This is a genomic window from Streptomyces sp. NPDC096193 (genome assembly GCF_040302905.1).
Taxonomy (GTDB): domain Bacteria; phylum Actinomycetota; class Actinomycetes; order Streptomycetales; family Streptomycetaceae; genus Streptomyces.
This window is the reverse complement of the sequence record NZ_JBEOSJ010000034.1, coordinates 27,785-54,218: the sequence shown is the minus strand read 5'-3', so window position 1 is coordinate 54,218 and position 26,434 is coordinate 27,785. Positions and strand designations below refer to the sequence as shown.

Sequence of the window (26,434 nt, the reverse complement as noted above, 5' to 3'; positions counted from 1 at the left end):
TAATGTGAGGAACTCTAGGAGACAGCTTCGTGCAGGCGGTCGGCCTGCCTGTCCTTGAGCGGGCCGATCACCGAGAGGGACGGGCGCTGTCCCAGCACCTCGCCGGCCACGGCGCGCACCTCGTCGGGGGTGACGGCGGCGATCCTGGCGAGCATCTCGTCGACCGACATCTGCTCACCCCAGCACAGCTCGCTCTTGCCGATACGGTTCATCAGCGCGCCGGTGTCCTCCAGGCCGAGCACCGTGGAACCGGAGAGCTGGCCGACGGCGCGGCCGATCTCGTCGTCCGACAGTCCCTCGGAGGCGACCCGGTCGAGCTCGTCGCGGCAGATCTTCAGCACGTCGTGGACCTGGCTCGGGCGGCAGCCCGCGTAGACGCCGAAGAGTCCGCAGTCGGCGAAGCCCGACGTGTACGAGTACACGCTGTAGGCCAGGCCGCGCTTCTCCCGCACCTCCTGGAAGAGGCGGGATGACATGCCGCCGCCGAGGGCGGTGTTCAGCACGCCGAGGGCCCACCGGCGGTCGTCGGTACGGGCGAGGCCCGGCATGCCGAGGACGACGTGGGCCTGCTCGGTCCTGCGGTTGAGCAGTTCGACCTTGCCGGCGGTGCGCACGGCGCGGCGTCCGTCGCGGGGGGCGAGCGGGACCGCGTCCGTGCGGGTCAGGGCGCCGGCCTTGTCGAAGGCGCGGCGGACCTGGCGTACGACGGTGGCGTGGTCGATGTTGCCCGCGGCGGCGACCACCAGATGCGTCGGGTCGTAGTGCTTCTTGTAGAAGCGGCGGACACGCTCGGCGGTCAGCGCGTTGACGGTGTCGACGGTGCCGAGGACCGGGCGGCCGAGGGGGGTGTCGCCGAGCATGGTGTGCGCGAAGAGGTCGTGCACGCAGTCGCCCGGATCGTCCTCGGTCATCGCGATCTCCTCGAGGATGACACCGCGCTCGGCGTCGACGTCCTCCTGGAGGATCAGCGAACCGGTGAGCATGTCGCAGACCACGTCGATGGCGAGCGGCAGATCGGTGTCGAGCACCCGCGCGTAGTAGCAGGTGTACTCCTTCGCCGTGAAGGCGTTCATCTCGCCGCCGACCGCGTCGATCGCGGAGGAGATGTCGAGGGCGGAACGCTTGTGCGTGCCCTTGAACAGGAGGTGCTCGAGGTAGTGGGTGGCGCCGTTCAGCGCGGGGGTCTCGTCGCGGGAGCCGACGTGGGCCCAGATGCCGAAGGTCGCCGACCGGACGGACGGAAGCGACTCGGTGACGATGCGCAGACCGCCCGGGAGGGTGGTGCGGCGGACCGTGCCGATGCCGTTCTCGCCCTGGAGAAGCGTTTGGGTACGGGCGACGGCCCGCTCCTCCGAGGAGGTGCGGGCCGTCGTCGTGGAACTACGAGCCGTCACTGGGCAGCGTCGTCCTTCTCGGCCTCGGGCTCTTCTTCACCCTCGACGACGGGGATGAGGGAGAGCTTGCCGCGGGAGTCGATCTCGGCGATCTCGACCTGCACCTTGGAACCGACCGCGAGCACGTCCTCGACGTTCTCCACGCGCTTGCCACCGGCGAGCTTGCGGATCTGCGAGATGTGCAGCAGGCCGTCCTTGCCCGGGAGCAGGGACACGAACGCACCGAAGGTGGTGGTCTTGACGACCGTACCCAGGTAGCGCTCGCCGACCTCCGGCATGGTCGGGTTGGCGATGCCGTTGATCGTGGCGCGGGCGGCCTCGGCCTGCGAGCCCTGGGCGGCACCGATGTAGATGGTGCCGTCGTCCTCGATCGTGATGTCGGCGCCGGTGTCCTCCTGGATCTGGTTGATCATCTTGCCCTTGGGGCCGATGACCTCACCGATCTTGTCCACCGGGATCTTGACGGTGATGATCCGCGGGGCGTTCGGGGACATCTCGTCCGGGACGTCGATGGCCTCGTTCATCACATCGAGGATGTGGAGGCGGGCGTCGCGGGCCTGCTTCAGCGCGGCGGCCAGGACCGAGGCGGGGATGCCGTCGAGCTTGGTGTCGAGCTGGAGCGCGGTGACGAAGGTCTTCGTACCGGCGACCTTGAAGTCCATGTCGCCGTAGGCGTCCTCCGCACCGAGGATGTCGGTGAGGGCGACGTAGTGGGTCTCGCCGTCGATCTCCTGCGAGATCAGGCCCATGGCGATACCGGCGACGGCGGCCTTGAGGGGCACACCGGCGTTCAGCAGCGACATGGTGGAGGCGCAGACCGAGCCCATGGACGTCGAGCCGTTGGAGCCCAGCGCCTCGGAGACCTGGCGGATCGCGTAGGGGAACTCCTCGCGCGTCGGCAGCACCGGCACGATGGCGCGCTCGGCGAGCGCACCATGGCCGATCTCGCGGCGCTTCGGCGAACCGACGCGGCCGGTCTCTCCGACGGAGTAGGGCGGGAAGTTGTAGTTGTGCATGTAGCGCTTGCGGGTCACCGGGGAGAGAGTGTCCAGCTGCTGCTCCATCCGGAGCATGTTGAGGGTGGTGACGCCCAGGATCTGGGTCTCGCCACGCTCGAACAGCGCCGAGCCGTGCACGCGCGGGATGGCCTCGACCTCGGCGGCGAGCGTACGGATGTCCGTGACGCCACGGCCGTCGATGCGGACCTTGTCCTTGATGACGCGCTCGCGGACCAGCTTCTTGGTCAGCGCGCGGTAGGCACCGGAGATCTCCTTCTCGCGACCCTCGAACTGCGGGAGCAGCTTCTCGGCGGCGATCTCCTTGATGCGGTCGAGCTCGGTCTCGCGCTCCTGCTTGCCCGGGATGGTGAGGGCCTGGGCGAGCTCGTCCTTGACCGCGGCGGTGAGCGCCTCCAGGACGTCGTCCTGGTAGTCGAGGAAGACGGGGAACTCGCCGACGGGCTTGGCGGCCTTGGCGGCGAGGTCGGACTGGGCCTTGCAGAGCGCCTTGATGAAGGGCTTCGCGGCCTCGAGACCGGCGGCGACGATCTCCTCGGTGGGAGCCTCGGCGCCGTCCTTGACGAGCTGGATGGTCTTCTCGGTGGCCTCGGCCTCGACCATCATGATCGCGACGTCGCCGTCCTCGAGGACGCGACCGGCGACGACCATGTCGAAGACGGCGTCCTCGAGCTCGGTGTGCGTCGGGAACGCGACCCACTGGCCCTTGATCAGGGCGACACGGGTGCCGCCGATGGGGCCGGAGAAGGGCAGGCCGGCCAGCTGCGTGGAGCAGGAGGCGGCGTTGATCGCGACCACGTCGTACAGATGGTCGGGGTTGAGCGCCATGATCGTCTCGACGATCTGGATCTCGTTGCGCAGGCCCTTCCTGAAGGAGGGGCGCAGCGGGCGGTCGATGAGGCGGCAGGTGAGGATCGCGTCCTCGGAGGGCCGGCCCTCACGACGGAAGAAGGAGCCGGGGATCTTGCCGGCTGCGTACATCCGCTCCTCGACGTCCACCGTCAGGGGGAAGAAGTCGAGCTGGTCCTTGGGCTTCTTGGAGGCGGTGGTGGCCGACAGCACCATGGTGTCGTCGTCCAGGTACGCCACGGCGGAACCGGCGGCCTGCTTGGCCAGGCGTCCCGTCTCGAAGCGGATGGTGCGGGTGCCGAAAGTACCGTTGTCAATGACGGCCTCGGCGTAGTGGGTCTCGTTCTCCACTAGCGTTTTCTCCGTTACGTTGCGTCTTTCGTCCTTCCGCCCGTGTGGCGGGAGGACGGTGGCGGAGAAGCTCTCGTTCTGCGGGCCGGTCTTCGATCGAAGCACCCGGGGGCTTGTGTCTCCGGGAGCCACTACCGAGGACCGGCGGCGGCGAGGCGGCTTCCCGCTCGTGTTCGGTGGTGCGTTCTGCGACCAGACTAATTGGCGTCCGGTACGTCGCGCACGTACAGCAAAGGGAGCGGCCCCCTCAGAGTGGGAACCGCTCCCTCCACGGCGTCCTTACTTGGCACCGCCGGCCGCACCACGGCGGATGCCGAGGCGGTCGACCAGGGCACGGAAGCGCTGGATGTCCTTCTTGGCCAGGTACTGCAGCAGACGGCGGCGCTGGCCGACGAGGATCAGCAGACCACGACGGGAGTGGTGGTCGTGCTTGTGCGTCTTGAGGTGCTCGGTCAGGTCCGAGATACGGCGCGAGAGCATCGCGACCTGCACCTCGGGGGAGCCGGTGTCGCCCTCCTTGGTGCCGAACTCGGTCATGATCTGCTTCTTCGTAGCGGCGTCGAGAGACACTCGGTACTCCTCTTTGATGTTCGATGCGCCCACGAGTGCCCCTGGTCTTGTTCTCAGGAGAGCTTCCGTGACTCGGAGGCGAAGGTCCGATGAGCGCTGCACCCAGAGCATCGAGGCTCCGGGAAGGGCGTACACAAACGGCCGTCACACAGCGTACCAGCCTCGGCTACGAGGTCAGCGCCCGGATGGAGTGGTACACGTCGAACACCGCGAGGCACAGCGGCACCAGCGTGAGCAGCACAAAGGTCTCGGCGACCTCCAGGAAGCGGCCCCAGAAGGGCGTCACTCCCTTACGCGGCACGATCAGGCCGATGGCGGTGATCAGCGCGGCCACGCCGGCGACGGCGGCGGTCAGCCAGATCGTACGGATGTCGAGGGCGGTGCTGTCGCCGCGCAGGGCGTCGCGCATCAGCCCGGCCGGCGGGTTGAGGCACAGGCCGAGTCCGAGCAGCACCAGGGAGCCGAGGCCGGCCGCGAGCGCACAGCCCACCTGCGCGGTGTAGCGGAAGAGGTGGGCGCGCATCAGCATGGCGATGCCGGTGCTGAGGGCGAGCAGCTGGCCCCAGACGTTGTCGGAGAAGCCGAGGACTGCGGCGGAGGCGACGGCGATCAGCGCGCAGCCGCCGACGAGGCCGACCATGAGCTCGTGGCCCCGGCGGGCCTGGGCGGCGATGCGCTCGGCGTCGACCGGGCCGGCGGGCTCGGGGTCGCTGCCGTACTCCCCCATGGTCGTGCGCGGCGGGTCGAAGCCGATGGGCAGCCGCGCGAAACGGGTGGAGAAGCCCGGCAGGAAGGCGAGGGCGCCGACGGCGAGCGGCGCGCACACCGCGGCGCTCTCGACCGGCTCCAGATGGCGCAGGATCGCGACGAAGGTGACCAGCACGCCGACCGTCGCGGCGAACACGAACGCGACGAAGGGGCCGTCGCCGGCGGGGGCGACGATGGTCAGGAGCACCGCGAAGACGAGGACGGCGGCGCAGGCGAGCAGGAACTGGAGCTTGCCGATGCCCTGCCCGGAGGCGGGGGGCAGCAGTCCGGAGCAGGCGACGGCGGCGTTCGCCATCGCGCCGATGCCGAGGGCGACGGCGGACCCGCGGTCGTCGTACACCCGGGCCCGTACGCAGGCGAGCGCGAGCAGCAGGACACCGGTGACGGCGGCCAGGATGCCGGCGAGGCCGTGCATGTCGTGCAGGGGGTCGGCCGTCCACAGCACGAACGCGACCAGGACGAGCAGGACCGAGCCGCCGAAGAGGCCGGCGCCTCGCATCAGGCCGTCGCTCCACAGGGTGCGGTCTCGGGCGACAGCGGAGGCGACGGCGTCGGACACGTCGTCGAAGACCGCGGGCGGCAGCGACTCGGAGAACGGCCGCATGGACAGCAGTTCGCCGTCGAGGATGCGCTGGGAGGCGAGGGAGCGGGCGCTGTCGAGCACGGTGCCGTCGCGGCGCACGAGGTGGTAGCCGACCGGGGCGCCCTCCGCGGGGCTCTGTCCGGACAGACGCAGGATCTCCGGGTAGAGGTCGGCGAGGGGGATGTCCTCGGGCAGTGCCACATCGACGCGGCCATCCGGCGCGACGACCGTCACTCGGCAGAAACCGGTTCCACTGCTCGACACTGTCGCGGAACCCGGATGACCCGTCCCCGCAGCCGCCGCTCGGGCCGTCATAGTCACCTGCTGCATCCCCTCGTGGTCCTCATGATGCGTACGCCCGGCATTGCGCTCCGAATGACCGTTTTTTTGCGGAAGTTCATGGGTGCGCAAACACGTCGCGCCACCCTACCGCCCACCTGTCCGGCCCGGCGCAAGTAGGATCCCTCCCCGCGGACGGAACCCGTCGCCACGGGGGCGCCGATAGGAACATTTCCGTCCGGCAAGGGAATTGGTGAGCTTGTGAGTCAGATCGTCGTCAAGCGCCCACCCCGGGCCCTGCCCGCCGAGGTACCCGGCGAGCAGGTGCAGCTGCAACCTCCGCCCGAGCTGCCGAGAGGGCAGCAGGAGGGCGCGCTGATGCAGCTGCTGCCGATGCTGGGCATGGGCGGTTCCGTCGTCTTCTTCTTCATGACCCCGAATCCGATCATGCGGATCATGGGCATGGTGATGATCGCGTCGACGGTGGCCATGGCGATCGCGATGCTGGTGCGCTACCGCCGCGGCACCCAGGGGCAGCTGGCCGATCTGCGGCGCGACTACCTCAAGTACCTGACGCAGACCCGCCGTACGGTGCTGCGGACGGCTCGCCTCCAGCGTGACGCGCAGTACTACCTGCATCCCTCCCCGGAGCAGCTGTGGGCCCTGGTCGCCGAAGGCAGCCGGGTATGGGAACGCCGGGTCGGGGACGCCGATTTCGGGCAGGTGCGCATCGGGCTGGGCAGCCAGCAGCTCGCCACCCCGCTGCTGGCCCCCGACACCGCCCCCGTCGACGAGCTGGAGCCGCTGACGGCGGGTGCCATGCGGCAGTTCCTGTCGGCGCACAGCACGCTCGACGGACTGCCGATGGCCGTGTCGCTGCGGGCGTTCTACCACGTGACCGTGAGCGGTGAGCCGGAGTCCGTGCGCTCCACCACCCGCGCGATGGTCGGCTCGCTCGCCTCCCTCCACTCCCCCGAGGACCTGGTGATCGTCGTCGCCGCGGGCCGGGAGTCGGCGAAGCACTGGGAGTGGACGAAGTGGCTGCCGCACCTCCAGGCGTCGGGCCCGGGTGACGGCGCGGGCAGCCGGCGCCTGATCACCGCCGACGCACGGGAGTTGGAGGATCTGCTCGCCGGGCGGCTCGACGGCCGGCCGCGCTTCCAGGGCAGCGCGCACCCGCTGCTGGACCAGCCGCACCTCGTCGTCGTCCTCGATGGTCAGTCCGTACCGCAGACCTCGCCGCTCGCGGCGGCCGAAGGTCTCCAGGGTGTGACGGTTCTGGAGGTCGTCGCCGGTGAGGTCACCGGCGCGCGCGGTGAGCTGTCCGTGGTGGTCCACCCGGATTCGCTGCAACTGGAGTCCGGTCACGGGCTCGTGTACGACGGTGTCCCCGACCGCTTGAGCCTGGAGGCCGCCGAGGCGCTCGCCCGCCAGCTCGCGCCGCTGCGGGTCGCCACCGGCGGCGACGACGACGAACCCCTGCTCGCCAACCTCGAGTTCACCGATCTGCTGAACCTCGGAGACGCCGCGTCCGTCGACGTCAGCCGCACCTGGCGCCCCCGTTCGCAGTCGGAGCGGCTGCGGGTCCCCATCGGTGTCGGCGAGGACGGCACCCCCGTGATGCTGGACCTCAAGGAGGCGGCACAGGAGGGCATGGGCCCGCACGGCCTGTGCGTCGGCGCGACCGGTTCCGGCAAGTCGGAACTGCTGCGCACGCTGGTGCTCGGCCTGGCCGTCACGCACTCCTCGGAGACGCTCAACTTCGTCCTCGCGGACTTCAAGGGCGGCGCGACCTTCGCCGGTATGTCGCAGATGCCGCATGTCGCCGCGGTGATCACCAACCTGGCCGACGACCTCACGCTGGTGGATCGCATGGGCGACTCCATCCGCGGTGAGCTCAACCGCCGGCAGGAGATGCTCCGCGACGCGGGCAACTACGCCAACATCCACGACTACGAGAAGGCGCGTGCGGCGGGTGCCCCGCTCCAGCCCATCCCGTCACTCGTTCTGGTCATCGACGAGTTCAGCGAACTCCTCACCGCCATGCCGGACTTCATCGAGATGTTCGTGCAGATCGGCCGCATCGGCCGTTCGCTGGGCGTCCATCTGCTGCTGGCGTCGCAGCGTCTGGAGGAGGGCAGGCTGCGCGGCCTGGAGACCTATCTGTCGTACCGGGTGGGTCTGCGGACCTTCTCGGCGGCCGAGTCGCGGGCCGCGATCGGTGTGCCCGACGCGTACTCCCTGCCCAACGTCCCCGGTTCCGGTTATCTGAAGTACGGCACGGACGAGATGGTGCGGTTCAAGGCCGCGTACGTCTCCGGTGTGTACCGCGTGAACGGACACCAGGCCGCGTCGAGCGGCGGCCCGCTGCCGGTCGACCGCAGGCCCGTCCCGTTCACCGCGGCTCCGGTCCCGGTCCACTACGCCGAGCCGACCACGGGCGCCGCCGTGCCGGACGCGCGCCGCTCCGCCGACGACGACGCGCTCGCCGACTCGGTGCTGGACGTGATCGTGCGCCGGCTGGAGGGGCGCGGAGCCGAGGCCCACCAGGTGTGGCTGCCCCCGCTGGACAACCCGCCGCCGCTGGACGAACTGCTGCCGGGGCTGTCGAACGTCGACGGCCGCGGACTCACCCAGCCGGGCTTCGAGGGCTCGGGCCGGCTGGTCGTACCCCTCGGTGTGGTGGACAAGCCGTTCGAGCAGCGCCGGGACACGCTCTACCGCGACTTCTCCGGCGCGGCCGGCCACATGCAGATCATCGGCGGTCCGCAGTCGGGCAAGTCGACACTGCTGCGCACACTCATCTCGGCCTTCGCGCTGACCCACACGCCACAGGAAGTGCAGTTCTACGGACTGGACTTCGGTGGTGGCGGTCTCTCCTCGATCTCCGGGCTGCCGCATGTCGGCGGTGTCGCCTCACGACTGGACCCGGAGCGCGTGCGCCGGACGGTGGCCGAGGTGTACGGCATCCTGACGCGCCGGGAGGAGTACTTCCGCAGCGCGGGCGTCGACTCCATCGCGACGTTCCGCAGGATGCGGGCGCGCGGCGAGATCTCGATGACGGAGCAGCCGTGGGGGGACGTGTTCCTGGTCATCGACGGGTGGGGCAACTTCCGTTCGGACTACGAGGGTCTGGAAACCGCGGTCGTCGACATGGCGGTACGGGGGCTGGGCTACGGGATCCACGTGATCCTGACGGCGTCCCGTTCGATGGACGTCCGCTCCAACATCAAGGACCACCTGATGAACCGCCTGGAACTGCGGCTGGGCGACCCGATGGACTCCGAGGTGGACCGCAAGATCGCCATGAACGTGCCGCCGGGTGTCCCCGGCCGCGGTCTGGTTGCCGAGAAGCTGCACTTCATGGCGTCGGTGCCGCGCATCGACGGCATGCAGTCCGACAGCGACCTGTCCGAGGCGACCACCGCGATGGTGCAGGAGGTCACGCGTCACTGGGCCGGTCCCGCCGCGCCGAAGGTGCGTCTGCTCCCGCGCGAACTCCCCGCGGACCAGCTCCCCGCGGGGTTCGCCGAACCCCGGCGCGGAGTGTCGTTCGCGATCGACGAGAACAACCTGGAGCCGGTGTTCGCCGACTTCGCCCGCGACCCGTTCTTCCTGGTGTTCGGTGAGAGCGAGTCCGGCAAGTCGAATCTGCTGCGCCTGTTCATCAAGCAGTTGACGGAACGGTACGACGGCAACGCCGCCAAGTTCTTCGTGATCGACAACCGGCGCGCCCTGCTCGACATCACCCCCGCCACACACCTGGCCGAGTACGTGCCGATGTCCAACAACATGGACCATCACGTCGACGCGCTGGCGGAGCTGATGCAGCGCCGTGCGCCGACCGCCGACGTCACGGCACAGCAGCTCCGCGACCGGAGCTGGTGGCAGGGCCCGGACGTGTTCGTGGTCGTCGACGACTACGACCTCGTGTCGACGTCGAGCGGCAACCCGTTGGCCAAGCTCACGGAGCACCTGCCCTTCGCGCGTGACGTGGGTGTCCGCTTCATCATCGCCCGCAACTCGGCGGGAGCGAGCCGCGCGGCGTACGAGCCGTTCCTGCAGCGGATGATGGAACTCGGCGCACAGGGGCTCCTGCTCTCCGGCGATCCGCAAGAGGGCGAGATGCTCGGCGTCCGCATGCGGCCGATGCCGGCGGGGCGTGGCATCTTCGCGTCGCGCCAGCGGGGGAAGCCGCTGGTGCAGACGGGGTGGTTGGGGGATCCGCAGTGATGTGGGGCGGGGTGTGAGACCCGTTGACGCGCTTCGCGGCGTTCATGGTGATCTTCCGCGTGGGGTTCATCGGGCTCGGCCTCGTCGATCACCGGGCGAGACAGTTCCAGGCACATCGGCACTCAGACTCTGAGGTGCCGAGCCCTCCAGCGGTGGGGTCCTCGTCCAGAAGGTGGTCTGTTTTCGCGGCGGCGGGCCTGGCTTTCTACGGCTCCTGAACCGACTTCCGACTGAATGACCGAAACCGGGCCCGACGGGGCCGTTCAGTCGGAAGCGCGGGAATGGACTCTCGCCGTGGCGGAGCGGCTGGACGGGTCAGGTACATCTCCAGTGCTCGATCCGGACGAAGGCTCGTGGAACGAGCGCAATGGACCCACAACTCAAAGGACCGGAGAAGGACGACCCGATGGCCCTGCCGGTGTGGCGCTCGGGCGAGACGGTGCCGAAGGACAACGTGGACCACTACGAGGTAGCAGTTCGGACGGGCGCCACGTGCCTGAAGGTGATCGCCCGTGCCCTCGTCCGACCACTCTGTACCGGAGCACGTTCGACCTGCGCGCCGCCGCCTCGGAGTGCCCCCTGCACGAAGTGAGCACAGAAACCTCAAACACTTCTCCTTGAAGTGCCAGGTGTAATACCGGAAAGGTGTGGCAGATGGCGTGGGACGAATGGGAACAGCTCAAAACGCAGACAGCCGGGCATCAGTCGGACCAGATGCAGCTGAACCGGGTGCCCGACGAGGGCGGCGGTGGCGGAGGGTCCTACGGCGACCTCACGGTTTCCGAAACGGACCTCGCGAAGATCGGCACCAGTGCGTTCAAGTTGTTCAACCGTCTGTACGACGAGGCACGCGTAGCCGGCCCCAGCAGCTCCAAGGCCGCTGAGGACCTCAAGACCCAGGGCTTCGAACTCGGCGCAGGGCTCGCACACGTGGCCAAGCGGTGGGACGAACAGCTCGGCTCGCTGCGGGACGCCTGCTCCCACATTTCCAATCACATGCGGGTGACCAAGAAGATCCACAAGAACGACGAGCACTACATCACCGGACAGCTGAGCAGTATCGCCGCGCTGGACAGCGGATTCGACGAGCGTGTCGGACAGCCGGGCGAGAAGAACTCGATCTATGGCGAGAAGAAGAAGGAAGACAAATAGTCATGGATCTTGAAACTCTTCGTTTCGCGAAGTTCAGCCTTCTCGATGAGGCCGTCACCGACTGGACGACCCTCATCAGCAAGCTGGCCGGCATGAAGGAGGATGCCGACGACGAGCTCCGCGAACAGGCGAACAAAGCCAACTGGACAGGCGAGAACCAGAATATTTCCAAGCAGTTCATCGGCCGAACGGCTGGTGAGTTCGCCGATGCGCACACCCAGGCAACGTCGGTGCGCAACATCCTGCGGGACACATGCAGCGAGCTGAAGGACTACCAGACAAAGCTCAATGACGCGATCGAACGTGGGCTCAAGAAGAACCTGACTGTCGTGTCTACGGCCAGCGGCGGCTTCACGGTCACCATGAACATCCATCCCGACCGCGCAGCCAAGGGAACGAGCGTCCCCGACCACACCGAGTCGGACGTGACCGCCCTGCGGGACGAGGTGCAAAAGCTCCTGGACGGCGCGACTCAGAGCGACAGTTCCGCGACCCAGGTCCTCAAGGCGCTCGTCGACCAGAGCAAGCTGGGCTTCTCCGACGCCAACTACGCGAACCGGGATGCGGCGGCTGACGCGCTCAAGGAGGCCGATGACCTGGCAAGGATCGCGAAGAAGAAGCCCGAGGACCTCACGGTCAAGGAATTCGACCAGCTGAACGCCGGTCTCAAGAAGTACGCCAACGACGACCTCTTCGCCGAGCGGTTCGCCACGAACCTCGGGGGAAAGGGCACCCTGGACTTCTGGGCCGATTTCAACAAGCCCATGGTCAACCCGGAGTTGATGCACGAGCGCCGGGAGCAGATGGATGACCTCCAGAAGAGTCTGAGCCTGACACTGGCGACCGCCAGCCAGAGCGACACAGCCGCCATGGAGACGTGGAAGCGGGACGTCGTCTCCTTCGCCGACAGGCCGCTCGAGAAGAACGGCGGCATGCCCTTCGGCGGCCAGGTCATGAGCAACCTGATGCGGTGGGGCGATTACGACGACAAGTTCCTGAACGAGTACGGCAACAAGCTCGTCGCCGCGGAGAAGAAGCTCACCCACAACGGCGCCCACGTCGCGTGGCAGCCCATGGGTATGAACCCGCAGCTGAACCACACGGGAACCGACTCCGGCTGGGACCCGATGACCGGCTACTTCAAGGCTCTCGCCAACAGCCCCGACGCGGCTACCGAGTTCTTCGGCGACACTTTCGTCACGAAGGACGAGGACCACGACTTCAAGGTGGAAGGCAAGGACGACAAACGGTCTCTCAGCAACTTCGAGTACTTCTTCGAAGAGCGCGACTGGCCGCACGACTACGACAAGGACCGCGAGGAGAGCATCGCCGGGCGCAACAACCTGGCGATGGCGCTGGAAGCCGCGACGACCGGTCACCCCGCGGGAGAGAAACCGACGGCGGACCTCCCGCCGCACTCAGAGGCGCAGGCCGAACTGATGGCGGACATCGTCGCCTCCGTGGAGGAGGACCCCAAGCGGCTCACGGACCACTCCCACATGTCCGACAGCATGGGGCAGATCGCGTCGGAGTACCTGCCGGACATCAACCGTGCAATTTCGGATGACTCTCTCGGGAACACCGAGAAGCTGTTCCCCCTGGCCGGCGCCCAAGCAGCTCTCGACCACAAGGACGTTACGGCCTTCCTCGTCACCGTGGGGCAGAGTCCCGACGGCTATGCGGCGATAGAGGTCGGCCAGAAGGCCTACATGGCAGACCTCATGGACTACCACCTCAATCCGGACCTACCTGCGGACCAGCGGTATCCGCAGTCGCCCGAGAACACGATCGAGGCAATCGCCCGCCGTTCCGGGGAGGTAAGCGGATCACTCGCCATCGGCATGCAGGAAGCGGTGCTGGGCCCAGCCGCCGAGGAGGCGAAGGAGTTCTCCGACTCAGTCGCCCAGCAGAAGAATGCGTGGTCCGGAGGTCTCAGCACCGGAATCGGCGTCGGTGTGAGCTTCATCGCCACGCCGGTAGGCGGTGCGGTCGCCAGTGGCGTCACGAGTACCGTCAGCAGCATGGTTCTCGAGCACATCTTCCAGCAGTCCGAGACCGATGTGCTGACGGAAGCCAGCAAGGAGTCGGCCGGTCTGTGGGAAAAGGGCAAGGAGCAGAGCGGGTCGCATAGCCAGATCGCGGCCATCGAAGCAGCCAAGGTCCATGGGCACAATTACCAGGACCAGGTCGCTGACTGGGCTACCAAGGGACGCGACGACGGTTTCTCGGACGCCGCCACAAACGTCAGGCACATGGCAGACCACCTGACCACGGAGGTTCCCCCGGCATGACTACTGCCCACATGTCTACAGCCCCCGGACAGGTGGCAGCACAGGCGTACCGGAAGGCCCCTGGGCGGTCTCGGCGGCTCACCGCGCTCGCGGTGGCTGCCCAGCTCGCGCTGCTGCTCACAGCCTGCTCGGAGCCTGAGGCGAAGCGGTCCTTCACTGTGCCGCCGGACCTGTGCGGCACTCCGGTGCCGACAGCCTCCCTCGACGCCGTACTGCCCAAGAGCGGCAAGACCCTGGAGACACGCGCTCAGTCGCGCGAGGTGGGGCGCACGCACTGCGAAGCCGTCGTCGACGACACTCTTGCGCTCAGCGCCTTCTCGGAGTGGAAGAAGGGCGACTCGTTGACGAAGGTGGCCCGCAGCAACCCGTTCGTCGATCTCGATGAGCACACCAGTGAGGACGGAACGTATGTCTGGAGCAACCGGGGCGGCGTCCGCCTGATCTCCTGCCCGGTGGCTGAGAAGAAGCATCCCGAGCGCAACCTCTTCATCAGGGTCCTCATCTACGACAAGAAGTTCTCGGACGCCGACGCGGCCAAGAAGCTGCTGCTCGCCTATGCGAAGTCCGTGGCGGACTCGGCGGACTGTAAGGCGGCCGCATAGCGTCCTTCGTACCTGAGCAGACAGCAGAGACCTCGGGAGCCGCCTGCGGCTCCCGAGGTCTCTCGCACAGGAACGGACGAACGGGTGGGCACCCCCTGCGCGTGCCCACCCCCGGTCAGGGGTCCCGATGCGCCGGCTTCGGACGGAAGTACCTCAGGCGAAGTAACTGGCGGCCTTCTTGTCTCCACCCATGTAGTCGCCGCCCGCCCTCGCGACGACCTGGCCGATCTGCATGAGCGCGCGGTGGATGTCAGCGGCTTCCTTGTCCCACTTGATCTGCTCCTGGACGTAGGCGTTGTGCGCCTCGCCCTCCCAGCCGGCTGCCACGGTGGCCATGGCGGTCTTGATCTCCCGCAGGTCCTCTTCGAGCTTCTTGGCCTGGTTGCCGAGCGTGGTCGCCGCCATGTCGAGGCCGTCGTACTTGACGACGAGCTCGTCTCCCGAGTTCATGCCCATGATTCCCTCATTTCACGTATTGTGGTCACTCGACTTCTGAGTGCCGAGATCGAGTGCGCGCAGCGGTTCAGAGGCTGCTGATGCCGGACTTCGGAACGGCGCTGGTGCCGACACCGAGGTCGACGTTGATCGCCTGCACGGCCGCGCGGACGTCGTCTTCCGTGCCGTCCTTGATCTTCCTCGAGCTGCTCAGCCCGTCGAGGAACTTCGCCAGGATGTTGCCGAGACCCACCATCGAGGTGTTGATCTCCTGCTGCTTCGTGTTGAAGGCGCCGGCGCCGATGCCCTTCCACTGGCCCTCAAGGCTGTCGATCGTGCCCTGAATCTGCTGAAGCTGGCCCTTGATCGACTGGAACTTCTCGAAGAGGTGCTTCTCGAGCTGGATGACTTGCTGGTCTGAAAGCCGCTGGCCCTGTGACACGGTTGCGTTTCCCTTCTGAACTGTTGTGACTGTCTGGGTTGTGCTTCACCAGATTGCTGGGTGCAGCACAACATGCGGTGAAGGTCTGAACGTGCGTGCGACGGCCCGACCGTTCGGTCAAGCGGCACGCTGTCGGCGGACGACGACGTAAGCCACTCCCGCGACGACGACCGCGGCTGCGGCGCCACCGATGATGAGCCCCAACTTGCTATTGTCATCAGCGCTCTTGCTGGAGCCTGTCACGACGGCGTCGGAGCCCTGCTTTTCCTTCGGGGCTTGTGACGAAGCTGGTGCAGAGGGGGCGGCGGAGCCGCCGGTCTTCTCGTTGGTCAGCGGGTTGAGGTTCGGATCGCCGGGCTTGCCGATGCCGCGGTTGATGGCGGCGTTGGGGCGAACGATGCCGTGACCGAGGTAGTTGCTCACGGTGCCCGGCTTCCAGTCGTCGCCCCGGCCGGCGGACTCGAACATGACGCGGAGCACCTGGTTGGCGGTCCAGTCGGGGTGCGCAGACCAGATGAGGGCCGCGGATGCGGATGTGAGGGCGGTTGCCGCGCTGGTTCCACCGTTGCCGACGCAGTACTTCGTGAAGGTCGCGTCGCACCAATACGGGATCTCATTACCCGGGGCGGCGATGTCGACGAAGTCCCCGTGCTGGGAGTACTTGGCGACTTGACCTTCGCGGTCGATTGCGGCGACGCCCACGACTTCCTCGTAGCTGGCCGGAAACTCGCGCTTGTTGCCCTCGTCGCCGCTGTTCCCGACCGGAGCAAAGAACAGCTTGCCTTTGCTCTGTGCGTACTTGACGGCCTCCCGCTCCCGGTAGGTCAGGAACGGGGTGCCTAGCGACATGCTGATGATGCGAGCATCGCTGTCAGCGGCTGCCTTGATGGCAACAACCTCGTCCCACTCGTCCGCCTTCTTGCCCTTGAAGTCCTTGGTGGCAACGCGCATAGGGATGATCTTGACGCCGGGCGCAAGGCCTCGCAGACCGCCTCCCTTGCCTGTTCCCGCGATCAGCTCGGCCATCGACGTCCCGTGGCCGGTGTAGTCGTCGGTCTCTTCCCCTTGTGACTCCGTTGCGTCAAGCCCCTTCAGGACTTGTCCCTTCAGCGAAGGAATGGACGAGTTCACGCCGGTGTCAATGACGGCGATCTTGATGCCCGCACCGGTGGAGGACTTCCAGATCTCCTCCGCACGCATGGAATCCAGGTACCACTGCTTGGACTTGATGTCCGCTGCCATCGCTCCAGGAGCAGCACCGATCGTGCTCGCTGCCCACACCCCGAACGCGGAAACCGCGCACACAAGGCCGCGTCGCATGGCATACGACACGCTGCGCTTTCGGACCTGGCTCATTCCTGCCGTCATCCCGACTTCCGAACCTTCCGCTGTGCCTAGTCGATGACCGGGGGAACGGCATTGCGCCGCCTTGCCGCCCATGTTTCTTCGTCTTCTGTCAGGTAATCAGGACGGGTAGATCCGGAGCTCTCCTGCTCCTCGTCCCGGCTCTGTCGCTGTCCGGGGCGTCCGCCGGCCAGCCCCGCACCACCCCTGGTAAATGCGCCCGCACCCGGCCGCGGGCCCCCGCCGGCGCTACGCGGAGTGCCGACAACGCCGTTGGAGCTGGGGGTTCCCCGACCCGCTGGCCGCCCAGCGCTCTGAGTAGGTCCTGCGCCCACGACACCCGACTGGCTGGGCCTCGCGGCGGAAGAACGCCCTGCTGCCGGTCCCTCGCCCCCGACCACCGTGCCGCGAGGGATACGCGAACCGGTTGAACCACCTGCAGTGCGCTGAGGTGTCCCGCCCACGATGCCGTCGGCCCTTCCGGCCCTGGGACCGGAGCCCCCGGCTCCGGCACGCCCGGCCATCGGCTGTCCAGCCGTACCCGCTCGGCCTGCAACTGGGCTCTGCCCAGCGGTGCCTGCCCCGCCGGCACGTCCCGCCATGGGAGTGCCGCCACCGGCACGCCCCGCGGTGGGAGTTCCGGTACCCGCGGCTCCCGGCCGGCCGACAGGCCCGGCGTTGCCTGCGGCTCCCGCCCGACCGGCCGGCGGAGTGCCGGTTCCTCCCGAAGCCCGCCCGACACCGCTGGAGGTCCCGCCGCCACCAACCCTCGGCACGCCGGAGGTTCCTGTTGCGCGGGCAGTCCCGCCCTTGACGGGGTTCGCGAACCCACTGGTCATCGGCGGAACCGGCCCGCCGCCAGTGGTGCTGGGAGTACCAGTGGCCGTGACGGGCTGTGCAGGCCCGGTGTTCGTGGTCGGAGCCGGTGGCGTCACGACGTTGTCGATCTGCAACGACGTCTCGGGAGTCGGCGTCGGTTTTCCCAACCCGACCGTCTCCGTCCGTGCCTCGCCTTCCCTGCCGACTGGCTCAGGCCGTGAAAGCGTCGACTTCTCGCTCACCGCGCTCATGGGCTCTCGGTCCGACGCGGCCGTGGACGACTCGTCCGTCCGCTGGGTGATCTGTGGCCGTGGCACCGCCGCATTCAGCATCTTCGGCATCTGCGGCGGCTGCTGCTGCGCCAGCGACTGCTCCGACACCGCGTAGAACGACGACAACCGGTTCATCTGGTTGATGGCTTCCTGGCGGTTCTTCTCCACCTTTACAGCCTCGATGTACTCCGGATTGCTCTCCTTGGCCGGCGTCAACGCGAACGCTTCAGGCTTCTTCGCGACGAACCGAGTGTCGCGCTCTCGTGGCATGGAGTTCTTCACCGAAGCCAAGCCCGTGCTGGCCACCGTCATCTGCGTGCCGACCACGTTGGCGAAGGCGCCCAGGTTCCAGGCGTATCCGGCGAGTTCGCTGCCGAAGCGCTGGAACTCGGTCGCTCCCTCGCCCTTCCAGTCGGTCTTCTTGACGAAGTCGTCGAGGTCTTTGGCCGCCTTGTTGAGGGCGACGCGAGCCTTCTCGAGATTTTCTCCGGCACGTTCGAGGTCCGCGGGGTTGGCGGCGTCGATCAGGTCGAGCATGGCGTTGAGCTGGGTCTCTTCGAAGACCGTCTTGCCGAAAACAGCACCGGGGTTACCGAAGCCGATGTTGTCCATGAAGGACGACAAGCGCTCCAGCGCGTCCGTCGCTCCGAACTGCGTCTGGATCGCCGACGCGTCCTCGGCCTGCTTCTCCTGATAGTCCTTCGCCGTCAGCTCCGGCTGCTTCCCGTGGTCCTGGGGGTCCTGCGCCGGCTTCTTCTCGTCACCCATCAGTCATCACCCCATGTCCTTTGTGCCACCGGTGGCGTTCTGTCGAGGTGCCTCGGGCTTGTCGCTCTGGCCCGCCCGCTCCCTCTCCAGCGCCTTCTCCTGCGCCTCGCGCTGCTCTTCCAGTCGGGCCTGGATCGTGTGGAAGCGCTGCCGCAGGCCCTCGTCGACGTTGTCGTAGCCGACGTTCGCGGCGTGCACGCCGATGCGCATCAGCTCGATCTGGTCGCTGAGCTGCTTCGAGAGACTGATGAGGGCCGCGTGGACACGGTTGTACTGCACGAAGAAGCCGTCGGCCTCGCTGAAACCGATGTTCGTTCCGCTGAAGGAACCGCGCGAGACCGACTGGGCAGCGATCTTGCCCTTGCCGCCGTCTCCGCCTTCGAGCTCCGCGAGCAGGCTGTCGACCTGACCCTGGAACTTCTTCAGCGCACCTACACCGCGCTCGAGATCACTCGCCATCGGAGCCCCCGCTCACGCCACCCTCTGACTCGAGCACGATGCCCGTTCCTCCCCGTTTGCTTCAGCTGTCCCACGTTGCGTTCGTAGTGAACAGGCCACTTCCGATCGTCGGCCTACCACTCTAGCCACTGGGTCTGACAGCCCCAAGTGCCTTATACGTCACTCGACTTCTCTGCTGTGACGCTTCACGACCGCTATGCGGTTGCAATCGTTCCCATCATGGCAGTCCTGTGAAAGTTGGCCCCATCGGGCCCACCAACCCCACACAGAACGCCGGACTCACCCTTCCCCGAGCCGCTGGGCGCGGCGCCTGGAGTCGCGGAACGCCACTGCGCCGCCCGCGATCGACGCCACCAGGACGCCCCCTCCCACAACGACGTACGTCGCCATCCGGGAGTTGCGCTCCTCGGCCGATTCCCCAATTTGGAGTTCCGCCGGGGTCGGGACCTCGCCCTTTGTCACTCCTTCGTGGGCCACCGGTTGCTCGACCGGCTTGTCATCCTCCGTCAGGGCGCGGACCGGGTCCACGACGCCCCAGCCGACCAGGCGGTCGTGGCCCGGGGTTGAGCGTTCCGCCGTCTGTTGGATCTGGGCCACGATCTGCTTCTGGGTCCAGTCGTCGTGCTTGCTCTTGATCAGCGCGGCGACCGCGGCGACATAAGGGGCCGAGAAGCTCGTGCCGTTGTCGGCGCAGTGGCCTCCGCCGGGGACCGTGGTGACCATGTCCACGCCCGGCGCCGCGATGCCGACGAAGTCGCCGGACTGGGAGAACGCCGCCCGTTCGTTGTTGCGGTCCGAGGAGGCCACCGCCAGGACGCCGGGGTAGGAAGCGGGGTACGTCTTCTTCACGTTGCCGCCGAGGCCGTCGTTGCCCGCCGAGGCGACGACCACCACGTCCGCGTCCAGCGCCGCGTCCACCGCCTGCTTCAGGGCCGGTGCGGGCTCCACGGCGTCGGCCGTGTCCTGGGAGATGTTGATCACGTCGGCGCCAGCGGCGACCGACTTGGTGATCGCCGAGGCCAGCGTCGCCGCGGTGCCGTTGCCCTCCGCGTCGTTCTGCTTGACGGGGATGATCGTGGCGGCGGGGGCGAGGCCCACGACGCCCGTGCCCTTGGCGGGACGGGCGGCGATGATGCCGGCGACCTTGGTGCCGTGGCCCACCGTGTCCGTGGTGCCGTTGCTCGCACCGCGGTCGATCTTCTCGCCCTTCTTGTTCTTGGGAGGGAGCAGATTGATCCCGCTCTTGGCGTCCACCGCGGGCTTCAGCTGCGGGTTCTTGATGTCGACGCCGGTGTCGATGACCGCGACCTGCACGCCCTTGCCGGTGGACTGCTTCCACAGTTCGTCCAGCAGGACGCGTTGCAGCGCCCAGGGGCGGCCCTTGTAGATGTCGCCCGGGAAGTTGCACTGGGTGCTGTCGGCGGTGGCCGTCGTGGCCGGCATGCCGATGAAGATCAGCACCGTCGCCGCCGCGAGCCTGAGGGATCGGTGGGTGTACGTCATCTCCGGCGGCCTCACGAGCCCTGGGGCTGGATCGCGGCGCCGGTCGACAGACGGGGGCCTGTCGGCAGGAAGCCGGACCAGGCGGCCGGGATCGGCAGCGGGTCGACTTCCTTGTACCCGAGCCGTTCCTGCGCGTCCTGCGCTTCCTGTAGCACTTCCTTCTTGTCCTTCTCGGAGCCCGAGGACCCGATGCCGGAGTCGTCGGTCGCGCTGTCACCGTTGGACTGCATGGCATAGCGCAGGCCCGTGTCGGTCACGAGGAAGAGGAAGCCGGAGCGGGTCGAGGATCCCTTGAACTGGCGGAACAGCTGGCCCGATCCCGGGGTGACGTACGCACTCGTGGAGCCCGTGGGCAGGTCCGCCGGAAACTTCGTGCCGGCCCAGGTGCTGAGTGTGGTGGTGCCGTCCTCGTCCACCTTGCGCAGCACGTTGCACACCGTGTTGCGGCTTCCCTCGTCGGTGCTCGCCGAGTTGACCGGCTTGGGCGCGTTCTCCGGCCACTTCTTGTCGTCGCCGAAGGGGGTTCCGGGCTGGAAGCTCGCGGCGCTGACGGAGGTCGCCCGGCCCGCCTGGCCGAGCTTGATCAGGTCACGGCTGTTGAGCAGCAGCTTCGCGGTGAAGTCGGAGACCGGGGCGACCCGGCCGCGGAGGACGACGTACTGCTGGTTCTTCGTCCCGTCGGTCGCGGTGAGCACCATGCCGACCTTGTTGACCTCGGGGTCCAGTTCTCCGGACACTCCCGCGTCGGTACCGGGGGTGTCGGGAATCCTGGGGAAGGAGACGGGGTCGCCCTTGTGCAGGGTGCTCAGCCAGGCCTCGGAGACCCGCTGCGGCTCACGGCCCTGGCCGACGAGCTGTCGCAGCAGCAATTCGTCGTCGGCGACGGGGTATGCCGTGCCGCCGGCGTCGACGATGTACCGGGCCTCGCCGGGCCCTTCGACGTACATCAGATCGCCGCCGGTGAGGCGATTCGGCCCCTCGGTTTTCGACTCCTCGCGCTCGGCGAGGACGAAGGCCGCCTTCTCGATCGCCCTGCCGCCCTCGCCCGGACGCTCGCACACGGCCCAGCGCTTGGCCGCGCCGGCTTCCTTGGCATCGGGCAGCCGGTCGGGGGCGTACGGGATGCCGAGCGTGGCGCCGTGCGGGATCTTGCCACTGTCGAGCACGGATTCGTCGACGTTGATGACCTTGCCCTTGCCGGGCTTGAGGAGGAGCTTGGCCGAGGACATGTTCAGCACCGGGTGGAGTTGCCTCTTGCCCTTCGTCTCCAGGACGACGTAGCGGGTGGTCGACTTGCTCGCGATGATGACGTTCTCTTCGGCGACGTCCCAGCCCTTGGGCGCGACGGGCTTGAACATCCCCCACGCACCGAACCCGGCGAGGATCACGACACCGACGATCGCTCCCGGCACCACCGCACGCAGGGGGCGGGGCGCGCCCTCCTCCGAGCCGGTCGCGTTGGGCTGGAGGAACTGCGCGATCAATCTCCGCTTCGCGAAGGTGTAGGCGTTGAGTTCGTCCCGACGTGATGCCATCTGTCCGCTGTCCCTCTCCCCGCTGGGCGGCCGGGCTGTGCACTCTCCGAGCGGGCCCGCCGTCGTTCCGCCCCCCTACTATGCCTGCTGGGGTTCATGACTTACTGCTCAGGTAGGGTGATCGCCCGGTCAACGCCCATGAGAATTTGGTAATTACGGACACGAGGGGGCAACGCGGCGATGGGTACGGCGACGCGCGCGCGCAATGGGCGGACTTCCGGACAGGCGCCCGGCGGTTCCCGCGGGCAACGCAGCAATGCGCAGGTGAGCACCCCTTCGTCGGCCGCACCCGCGACGACCACCCTGCGCCCCATGTCCCGCACCAGACGCGTCGGGCCCTTCCAGCTGCGGCAGCTCGCCCTGGTGGAGATCGCGATCGCCCTGGCGCTGATCGGGATGGCCCTCGGTGACCTGTGGCTGATCCCCGCGGCGGTCATCGGCGGCGTCCTCGTGCTGCTGGCCTTCGTACGACGGCGTGGCCACGCCGTCCAGGACTGGGTGGCGACTGCCCTCGGGCTGCGGGTGCGCAGGCGGGCGGCAGGTCCCGCCGCGGCGGACACCGACCCGTCTCTGGCGCCTGTCGTCGAAGGCGCTCCCGGTCTGCGCCCGTTCACCTTCGTCGACCGCGACCGCCGCACCATCGGAATGCTCGGTGACGGCACGTTCCTGACCGCGGTCGTACGCGTCGAGGCGAGCGGTTCCGCGCTGCGGCCGGCGTTCGGTGCCCGCTCGCTCTCGCTCTCGCTTCTCGGCGGGGCTCTCGCCGTGGACGACATCGTGCTGGAATCGGTGCAGTTGGTGCAGCAGGTGCGTTCGGCACCTGCTCCGCATCTGCCCCAGCAGTCGGTCGCCCGACTCTCGTACGCGCCGCTCCAGGAGCGAACCGGGGCGCCCGCCCTGCGGATGACCTGGGTGGCGGTGAAGCTCGACCCCGAACTGTGCCGGGAGGCCGTCGAGGCACGCGGCGGCGGGATCGAGGGCGCCCAGCGCTGTCTCGTCCGGGTCGCCGACCATGTGGCGAGCCGGGTCACGGGCGCCGGGTTCCAGGCCGTCGTCCTGGACCAGGAGGAGCTGAACTCCGCGATGGCGACGGCCGCTTGCGCGAGCCCGCGTCTCGCGGCCCGCGCGAGCAGGCCCGATGTCGCACCGCAGCAGCGGACCGCGGAAACAGCGCGGGTCTGGCGCTGCGACGACCGCTGGCACACGAGCTACGCGGTGGGCCGCTGGCCCGAGTTGGGGCGCGGCGCCGCGCCTCTCCCCAAGCTGGTGTCCACCCTCACGGCGGCGCCCGCGTACGCGACGACCTTCAGCCTCACCCTGCGGCGCGGTCCGCACCAGGGCGGGTTGGCCCTGGCCGGCCATGTGCGGATCACCGGCGGCTCGGACTCCGAACTGATCGGTGTACGACGGACGTTGGAGCAGGCCGCCCGCGCGGCGAAGGTCGGTCTCGTACGGCTGGACCGCGAGCAGCTGCCCGGTGTCCACGCGACTCTTCCGCTGGGTGGTGTTCTGTGATGGCCGGGATGGCAGCGATGCGCGGACTGATCGGTCCGCGCCATGCGGGGCACACCATGGCCGCCGACCATCTCGGCGCGCTGTCCCTGCCCGTCGGGGACGACGGTGTCGTGATAGGCGACGACGCCGAGGGCCGGCCCCTGATGGTGGGTTTCCACCGGTCGACCCCCTACGACGTGCTGTTGATCGGCGGGCTGTGGACCGCGCAGGTGCTGGCGCTGCGTGCGGCGGGCACCGGTGCGCGGGTCGCGGTGGAGACCGGGCGCGCGCAGGCGTGGACGACGCTCGCCCAGGCCGCCGGCGCGGGCCTCGAGTGCATCGCCCTGCACGATGTGGGCCGCGTTCCGCCGATGGGCGCGACGGTCGGCAGCCCGGTCGTGGTGGTACGGGACTGCGGTATGCGGCCGCCGCGCGGACGCGTGGTGTCGTCGCCCTGGCAGTCGGTCCTGACCCTGCTGCCGTATCTCAGCCCTGTCGCACCGCGCCTGCTGCGGGACTCGACGCTCGTGGGCGTCCAGCGGGTCTCTCCGCAGGAGGCCGAGCAGATCGGGCGGATCCTCGGTCTGACGCGCGTCGAGATCGACGCCCTGCCGACGCTGGCGGACGGGGTGACGCTCTGGGTCGCCGGGCGCGAGCGCCACTGGGTCATGACGAGTGGCACCGACGCCGAGACGGGACTGCTGGGCGTCGCCCGCCGGATGGACTGACCGCCGGTCCGTTCACCACCGTAGCCGTAGCCGTAGCCGTAGCCGTAGCCGTGCGGGCGAAGCCCGCTGGACGCGGGCAGCGTTCCCATTCGTGGGAAGCATCTCCGTTGCCCGGAATCCGGACGCGGGACGGACATAAACTGCCCGCGTGACGTGGACTTGCATCTGGCTCCGGGAAGCCTCCCGGCACGCGGGCAGGTTTTTCTCGCCGTACCGAAAGGGAGCTTGACTGATGGGGAGCGCTCAGGAGAAGGACGAGCTGTACGCCCTCGACATCTCTGACGTCGAGTGGCTCAGCGCCCCCGGCACGAGCGAGGACGAGGAACGGGTCGAGATCGCGCACCTGCCGGGCGGAGCCGTGGCGATGCGGTCGTCTCTGGAGCCCGACACGGTGCTGCGCTACACCGAGGCCGAGTGGCGGGCGTTCGTGCTCGGCGCCCGGGACGGGGAGTTCGACCTCCGCTGAACGCTCAGCACTGGACGCTGAGCACTGAACGCTGTGCACGCTGCGCACTGAACGCTGAGCACCGGGGGCGCCGGGCGGGCGTCCCTTCATGGTCGAGCCGTGCGCGCCGCGTCCCGGGAGTGTGCCGTTTGTGTCGGCCTGCTGTGGATGTGCTGTGTGCCGGTGCGTCGTGCGCGCATCGTGGTCGCCGGTCGTCGAGACCGGATTGTTGGCGCGGCCTCGTGGAAGACCGGTGACGCCGAATTCCGTATGCAGTTGTGCCGGTTTGCCCCACGCGTTTCCTCACGCTCAGCCGCCCGCGATTCACTTGGGGGCATCGGGTGACGTACGGGACAGCAGCCTGGGGGTGGGCGGGCCTGCCGGAGCGCCCTTGTTGACGATTAGGGTGGTACGGAAAGCGGCAGAGGAACCTGCGGGGATGCCCGCTGCGTCCCCAGGGGGAGAGCCGGGCCGATCGGTTGTCAGCGGTCGCCGCCCCCACCCACTACGGCACAAGGGTGCTCGACCACACCAGGAGGCACAGTGAACAGCGATCGGGACGAGATCCGCGGGGGATGGGACATTCCCGCCGACGAGTCCGACGCGGAGCCCGCCGAGCTGACGGGTGAGTTCACCATCGACTACACCCCTCCGGCCTGGTACACGCAGAACGCTTCGAGTGACTCCTCGGGCGCGAACGCGGGGCAGCAGGGGCAGGGCGGTACGCCGCCTCCGCAGCCGAGCGGCGCGCCGGTGCCCATGCCCGGAGCGCCCGCGAGCGGCGGTTTCGAGCCGAACTGGCAGCAGCCGGCTCCACCCGCCCAGACGCCTCACGCACCGCAGACACCCCACGCACCGCAGACGCCTCCCCCGTCCCAGACCCCTCCCCCTGCGCAGACACCGCCCGCGGCCGTGCCGGGCCCCGATCCGGTCCAGGGGCAGCCGCCGGTTCCGCAGTCTTCCGAGAGTGCCGCGGCGCCCGAGGCCCAGGGGGGCGCGCCTCAGGCGCCCGCGCCCGGTCCGGAGTCGGCTCCCGAGTCCGAGCCGCAGCCCTTCGGCGGCGGTGATGTGGAGAGCGGCGCCACCATGCGCTTCTCCCCCGCCGCGCTGAGGCGCGAGATGGAGGAGCGCGCGGCGGCGAAGGAGGCGGAGGAGTCCGCGGCCTCGGACGCCGCCGACGAGCCCGAGTCCGCTGGTTCCGGTTCCGGTTCCGGTTCCGCTGCCGGTGCCGGTGCTCCTGCCGACTCCGAGAGCTCTGCCGACACTTCCGAGCAGACCGGCGACGCCGAACCGGACGCGGACACCGAGGCCCGCCCCGAGGCGGCCAGCGACACCGGCCATGACGGTGACAGCGCCCTTCGCGCCGATGCCGAGCCCGACGGCGCGGACACGGCGACGCCCGACGATGTGACGGCGGAAGCGGGCACGGCGGACGAGCCGTCCGATTCCGTGCCCGAGGGTGCCGTCCCCGAGGGTGCCGTCCCGGAGGGCCCCGCGCCCGTCAGGGCCGCCGAGCCGCAGGACGCTCCCCCGGCGTCGACAGCGACCCCGGCACCGGCGCCCGCGCCCGCTCAGTCCTGGTCTCCCACACCGCCCGCACAGGACGCCGGGCTGCCTCCGCTGCCGCCCGCCTTCCAGCCTGCCGCGCCGGCGCCCGCCCCGCAGTGGCCCGCGACCCCGCAGGCCCCGGACCCGTCCGTGCCGCCTCAGGCCCCGGCGCCGAGCGGGTACGGGTTCCCTCAGCAGGCACAGCCGCAGCCCGCACCCATGCCGCCCACGGCCCCCGGGCCCAACGCCCCACAGCCGCAAGCCGGTTACGGCTTCCCGCAGCCCGGCCAGCCCGGCCCGGGTCAGCCTCCCCAGGCCCCCCAGGCCGGCGGCTACGGGTTCCCCCAACAGGCACAGCCACAGCCCGCACCCATGCCGCCCACGGCCCCCGGGCCCAACACCCCACAGCCCCAGGCCGGTTACGGCTTCCCGCAGCCCGGCCAGCCCGGCCCGGGTCAACCTCCCCAGGCCCCCCAGGCCGGCGGCTACGGGTTCCCCCAACAGGCACAGCCACAGCCCGCACCCATGCCGCCCACGGCCCCCGGGCCCAACAC

19 protein-coding genes are annotated in these 26,434 nt (G+C 68.7%); 8 read left to right on the top strand and 11 right to left on the bottom strand.

Annotation, left to right across the window (positions count from 1 at the left end; all coding sequences use genetic code 11):
- Window positions 1-14: 14 nt before the first annotated feature.
- The 4 genes from ABTX78_RS32660 to eccD form a co-directional block, all read right to left on the bottom strand.
- Window positions 15-1,394, bottom strand: coding sequence for a M16 family metallopeptidase (locus ABTX78_RS32660; protein ID WP_352210397.1), 1,380 nt, complete (start codon window positions 1,392-1,394; stop codon window positions 15-17).
- Window positions 1,391-3,610 carry a polyribonucleotide nucleotidyltransferase gene (locus ABTX78_RS32655; RefSeq protein WP_352210396.1) on the bottom strand — a complete coding sequence of 740 codons (2,220 nt, stop codon included), beginning with the start codon at window positions 3,608-3,610 and terminating at the stop codon, window positions 1,391-1,393. Before ABTX78_RS32655 ends, ABTX78_RS32660 begins: the two co-directional genes overlap by 4 nt.
- 279 nt (window positions 3,611-3,889) lie before the next feature.
- Window positions 3,890-4,180: a 30S ribosomal protein S15 gene (rpsO, locus tag ABTX78_RS32650; protein WP_093600212.1), complete on the bottom strand. Its 291-nt coding sequence runs from the start codon at window positions 4,178-4,180 to the stop codon at window positions 3,890-3,892.
- Window positions 4,181-4,346: 166 nt separating this feature from the next.
- Window positions 4,347-5,846 carry a type VII secretion integral membrane protein EccD gene (gene eccD, locus ABTX78_RS32645; protein WP_352210404.1) on the bottom strand — a complete coding sequence of 500 codons (1,500 nt, stop codon included), beginning with the start codon at window positions 5,844-5,846 and terminating at the stop codon, window positions 4,347-4,349.
- Window positions 5,847-6,071: 225 nt separating this feature from the next.
- Between eccD and eccCa the strand changes: the two genes are divergently transcribed.
- The 4 genes from eccCa (at window position 6,072) to ABTX78_RS32625 (ending at window position 14,088) form a co-directional block, all read left to right on the top strand.
- Complete coding sequence (eccCa, locus tag ABTX78_RS32640; RefSeq protein ID WP_352210395.1) at window positions 6,072-10,043, top strand: type VII secretion protein EccCa; 3,972 nt, start codon at window positions 6,072-6,074, stop codon at window positions 10,041-10,043.
- Window positions 10,044-10,697: 654 nt separating this feature from the next.
- The gene (locus ABTX78_RS32635; protein ID WP_352210394.1) at window positions 10,698-11,195 is read left to right on the top strand and encodes a hypothetical protein; all 498 of its coding nucleotides are present in this window, start codon (window positions 10,698-10,700) and stop codon (window positions 11,193-11,195) included.
- 2 nt (window positions 11,196-11,197) lie between these two features.
- Entirely contained in the window at window positions 11,198-13,486 is a 2,289-nt protein-coding gene (locus ABTX78_RS32630) for a hypothetical protein (RefSeq protein WP_352210393.1), read from the top strand.
- Window positions 13,483-14,088 (top strand): hypothetical protein, encoded by a 606-nt coding sequence (locus tag ABTX78_RS32625; RefSeq protein ID WP_352210392.1) that lies wholly within the window; start codon window positions 13,483-13,485, stop codon window positions 14,086-14,088. Before ABTX78_RS32630 ends, ABTX78_RS32625 begins: the two co-directional genes overlap by 4 nt.
- A gap of 153 nt (window positions 14,089-14,241) precedes the next feature.
- On the opposite strand, the gene ABTX78_RS32620 is transcribed toward ABTX78_RS32625, so the two are convergent.
- From ABTX78_RS32620 to eccB, 7 genes are all read right to left on the bottom strand, one after another.
- Window positions 14,242-14,544: a WXG100 family type VII secretion target gene (locus tag ABTX78_RS32620; RefSeq protein ID WP_352210391.1), complete on the bottom strand. Its 303-nt coding sequence runs from the start codon at window positions 14,542-14,544 to the stop codon at window positions 14,242-14,244.
- Between the two features lie 67 nt (window positions 14,545-14,611).
- Window positions 14,612-14,965, bottom strand: a complete 354-nt coding sequence (locus ABTX78_RS32615) for a WXG100 family type VII secretion target (protein ID WP_352210390.1) — start codon at window positions 14,963-14,965, stop codon at window positions 14,612-14,614.
- 117 nt (window positions 14,966-15,082) lie between these two features.
- Entirely contained in the window at window positions 15,083-16,333 is a 1,251-nt protein-coding gene (locus tag ABTX78_RS32610) for a S8 family serine peptidase (protein WP_352210389.1), read from the bottom strand.
- 26 nt (window positions 16,334-16,359) lie between these two features.
- Window positions 16,360-18,168 carry a hypothetical protein gene (locus ABTX78_RS32605; RefSeq protein ID WP_352210388.1) on the bottom strand — a complete coding sequence of 603 codons (1,809 nt, stop codon included), beginning with the start codon at window positions 18,166-18,168 and terminating at the stop codon, window positions 16,360-16,362.
- 6 nt (window positions 18,169-18,174) lie between these two features.
- Window positions 18,175-18,627, bottom strand: coding sequence for a DUF2563 family protein (locus ABTX78_RS32600; protein WP_352210387.1), 453 nt, complete (start codon window positions 18,625-18,627; stop codon window positions 18,175-18,177).
- Window positions 18,628-18,906: 279 nt separating this feature from the next.
- Window positions 18,907-20,130, bottom strand: a complete 1,224-nt coding sequence (gene mycP / locus ABTX78_RS32595) for a type VII secretion-associated serine protease mycosin (protein WP_352210386.1) — start codon at window positions 20,128-20,130, stop codon at window positions 18,907-18,909.
- Between the two features lie 11 nt (window positions 20,131-20,141).
- The gene (gene eccB / locus ABTX78_RS32590; protein WP_352210385.1) at window positions 20,142-21,665 is read right to left on the bottom strand and encodes a type VII secretion protein EccB; all 1,524 of its coding nucleotides are present in this window, start codon (window positions 21,663-21,665) and stop codon (window positions 20,142-20,144) included.
- Between the two features lie 180 nt (window positions 21,666-21,845).
- On the opposite strand from eccB, the gene eccE reads away from it, so the two are divergent.
- The 4 genes from eccE to ABTX78_RS32570 form a co-directional block, all read left to right on the top strand.
- The gene (gene eccE / locus ABTX78_RS32585) at window positions 21,846-23,180 is read left to right on the top strand and encodes a type VII secretion protein EccE (protein WP_352210384.1); all 1,335 of its coding nucleotides are present in this window, start codon (window positions 21,846-21,848) and stop codon (window positions 23,178-23,180) included.
- Complete coding sequence (locus ABTX78_RS32580; protein ID WP_352210383.1) at window positions 23,180-23,887, top strand: hypothetical protein; 708 nt, start codon at window positions 23,180-23,182, stop codon at window positions 23,885-23,887. The genes eccE and ABTX78_RS32580 overlap by 1 nt, the downstream gene beginning before the upstream one ends.
- Before the next feature lie 232 nt (window positions 23,888-24,119).
- The gene (locus ABTX78_RS32575) at window positions 24,120-24,353 is read left to right on the top strand and encodes a DUF397 domain-containing protein (protein ID WP_313943759.1); all 234 of its coding nucleotides are present in this window, start codon (window positions 24,120-24,122) and stop codon (window positions 24,351-24,353) included.
- 522 nt (window positions 24,354-24,875) lie between these two features.
- Window positions 24,876-26,434: SCO5717 family growth-regulating ATPase (locus ABTX78_RS32570; protein WP_352210382.1), on the top strand; the 1,559-nt coding region annotated here is incomplete at its 3' end.

Excerpts from the sequence above, each read along its gene's own strand:
- eccD (WP_352210404.1), bottom strand. The coding sequence starts at position 5,846 with ATGACGGCCCGAGCGGCGGCTGCGGGGACGGGTCATCCGGGTTCCGCG.
- ABTX78_RS32635 (WP_352210394.1), top strand. The coding sequence starts at position 10,698 with ATGGCGTGGGACGAATGGGAACAGCTCAAAACGCAGACAGCCGGGCAT.
- ABTX78_RS32630 (WP_352210393.1), top strand. The coding sequence starts at position 11,198 with ATGGATCTTGAAACTCTTCGTTTCGCGAAGTTCAGCCTTCTCGATGAG.
- ABTX78_RS32625 (WP_352210392.1), top strand. The coding sequence starts at position 13,483 with ATGACTACTGCCCACATGTCTACAGCCCCCGGACAGGTGGCAGCACAG.
- ABTX78_RS32620 (WP_352210391.1), bottom strand. The coding sequence starts at position 14,544 with ATGGGCATGAACTCGGGAGACGAGCTCGTCGTCAAGTACGACGGCCTC.
- ABTX78_RS32610 (WP_352210389.1), bottom strand. The coding sequence starts at position 16,333 with ATGACGGCAGGAATGAGCCAGGTCCGAAAGCGCAGCGTGTCGTATGCC.
- ABTX78_RS32605 (WP_352210388.1), bottom strand. The coding sequence starts at position 18,168 with ATGGGTGACGAGAAGAAGCCGGCGCAGGACCCCCAGGACCACGGGAAG.
- ABTX78_RS32600 (WP_352210387.1), bottom strand. The coding sequence starts at position 18,627 with ATGGCGAGTGATCTCGAGCGCGGTGTAGGTGCGCTGAAGAAGTTCCAG.
- mycP (WP_352210386.1), bottom strand. The coding sequence starts at position 20,130 with ATGACGTACACCCACCGATCCCTCAGGCTCGCGGCGGCGACGGTGCTG.
- eccB (WP_352210385.1), bottom strand. The coding sequence starts at position 21,665 with ATGGCATCACGTCGGGACGAACTCAACGCCTACACCTTCGCGAAGCGG.
- eccE (WP_352210384.1), top strand. The coding sequence starts at position 21,846 with ATGGGTACGGCGACGCGCGCGCGCAATGGGCGGACTTCCGGACAGGCG.
- ABTX78_RS32580 (WP_352210383.1), top strand. The coding sequence starts at position 23,180 with ATGGCCGGGATGGCAGCGATGCGCGGACTGATCGGTCCGCGCCATGCG.
- ABTX78_RS32575 (WP_313943759.1), top strand. The coding sequence starts at position 24,120 with ATGGGGAGCGCTCAGGAGAAGGACGAGCTGTACGCCCTCGACATCTCT.